The 2,279-nt window shown below is 61.0% G+C and carries 3 protein-coding genes; all 3 read right to left on the reverse strand.

The annotated features are described in order from the left end of the window. Positions 1-173: 173 nt before the first annotated feature. Entirely contained in the window at positions 174-563 is a 390-nt protein-coding gene (locus tag AC1DUU_RS29900) for an AbrB/MazE/SpoVT family DNA-binding domain-containing protein (RefSeq protein WP_476786940.1), read from the reverse strand. Positions 564-631: 68 nt separating this feature from the next. Continuing rightward, positions 632-1,795, reverse strand: coding sequence for an isovaleryl-CoA dehydrogenase (locus AC1DUU_RS29905; RefSeq protein WP_476786941.1), 1,164 nt, complete (start codon positions 1,793-1,795; stop codon positions 632-634). Further along, the coding region (locus AC1DUU_RS29910) for a TetR-type transcription factor C-terminal domain-containing protein (RefSeq protein ID WP_476786942.1) at positions 1,761-2,279 on the reverse strand (519 nt) is incomplete at its 5' end. The genes AC1DUU_RS29905 and AC1DUU_RS29910, both read right to left, overlap by 35 nt.

Below are 2,279 nucleotides of genomic sequence, written 5' to 3' on the forward strand. Positions count from 1 at the left end.
CACATACTGTAACGCGATGTCCTCTGGATAAGCGTACTCAACGCACTTGGTGACGACTTCGGCAAGATTCACGCTGCACATAAGCGAATCCTTCGCCAGATCAGCTGCCAGGTCGCGGCCGTTTTCACCGAGCAGAACCGCCAAGATCGCCGAGGAGTCGAGGACGTAGCCACTCACTCGGCCTCCAGCGGAGGCAAGCCGCGCTCCCTGCGCCAAGTGTTGGCTTCTTCGGTCTCTCGACGGGCCTCCTCGCGTCGTTCTGCGATGAACTCGTCGACCACGCTCGCATCGGGGTTTTTCGCCTTGAACTTCCGTGCCTCCGCTTGAACCCGCTTTAAGGCCACGGCAGGCGAGACGATACGAAACTCTCCATCGACGACACGCGCAGTTACGGTGTCACCGGGTTTGACGAACATCGCCGCGCGCATTCCCGCCGGTATGACGATGCGGCCGCCGTCACCAATCTTCAGCCTGACATATTCGACTGACGCGAGGCCCGTTTCCAGCCCTTCGAACTGCTGCGGTTCTTCGGCGAAACCCTTGGGTGTCTCTGGCTCAGTCATGGCATAAACCTCGATCTGTGGCAGAACGTGAAATTATGCCATTCTTCTAAGTTTGCGGCAAATCGAGGTCACGCCCCTTCCGCCATGATCTCGCGGCCGATCAGCCAGCGCCTGATCTCGCTTGTGCCGGCGCCGATCTCATAGAGTTTTGCATCGCGCAGCAATCGGCCTGTCGGGTAGTCGTTGATGTAGCCGTTGCCGCCGAGCAGCTGCAGCGCATCGAGTGCGCATTGCGTCGCCTTTTCCGCAGCAAACAATACGCAGCCCGCCGCGTCCTTGCGCGTTGTCTGGCCCCGGTCGCAGGCAGCGGCCACGGCATAGACATAGGCGCGGGCGGCATTCATCGTCGAATACATGTCGGCAAGCTTTCCCTGGACGAGCTGGAACTCGCCGATGGGCTGGCCGAACTGCTTGCGGTCGTGCACGTAGGGCACCGCCACATCCAGGCACGCCGCCATGATGCCGATCGGCCCACCGGCCAGCACCACGCGCTCATAATCGAGCCCCGACATCAAGACTTCGACGCCGAGCCCTTCCTCATGCAGTACGTTTTCAAATGGCACCTCGACGTTCTCGAACACCAGCTCGCCGGTGTTCGAGCCGCGCATGCCGAGCTTGTCGAGTTTTTGCGCGACGGAAAATCCCTTCATTGTCTTTTCGATGATGAAGGCGGTGATGCCGCGCGATTTCCGGTCCGGATCGGTCTTGGCATAGACCACCAGCGTGTCGGCGTCGGGGCCATTGGTGATCCACATCTTGGAACCGTTGAGCACGTAGCGGTCGTTGCGTTTTTCGGCCTTCAGCCTGAGCGACACCACATCCGACCCCGATCCGCTCTCCGACATGGCGAGCGCGCCGACATTTTCGCCCGAACACAGCTTGGGCAGGTACTTTGCCTTCTGCTCCGGAGTGCCCCAGCGCTTGATCTGGTTTACGCACAGGTTGGAATGCGCACCGTATGACAGGCCGACTGAGGCCGAGGCGCGGGAAATCTCCTCCACCGCCACGACATGGGCGACATAGCCCATCTCCGAGCCGCCATACTCGCCTTCGGCGGTGATGCCGAGCAGTCCGAGCGCGCCAAGCTCCTGCCACAGATGCGCGGGAAATTCGTTGTCGCGGTCGATGTCGGCGGCAATCGGCGCAATGCGCTCCTGTGCGAAGCGCCGCACCATCTCGCGCAGGCTGTCGATATCTTCACCAAGCCCGAAGTTCAGCGTCTTGTCGTACATGCCGGTCCTCCGTGTTTGGMCTGGCACCCGTCAGGCGCATGGTCATGGCCAGATAAGTAGCGGTCACTTCGTCGACCGACAGTCTTTCATCGGGACGAAACCAGACGATGACGCCGGTGATCATCTGGATGATCGCCATGGCGGTAAGTCCGGTGTCGTCGACCTCCAGCACGCCAGCGTCCGCGCCGTCGCGCAGGATGGTCCTGAGCTCCTTCTCATAGGCGGTGCGGAGCTTGAGGATGCTCGTCAGATTATCTCGCGAAAGGCTGCGCAACTCCATGTTCGAGACATGGGTGGCGTGGCGGCGTTCGACGTGGAAACGGATGTGATTGGCGACAAAGGCGGTCAATCGAGCGACCGGATCGTCATTGTCGGGGCGTGCGCTTTGCCAAGTGGCGGCCAGCAACTCCATGTGCTCGCGCATCAGCGTGTGGAGCAAATCTTCCTTGGTCGGAAAGTAGCGGTAGAGCGCCGCCGCCTGGAC

It is taken from the genome of Aminobacter sp. P4_H6_2 (assembly GCF_056400805.1).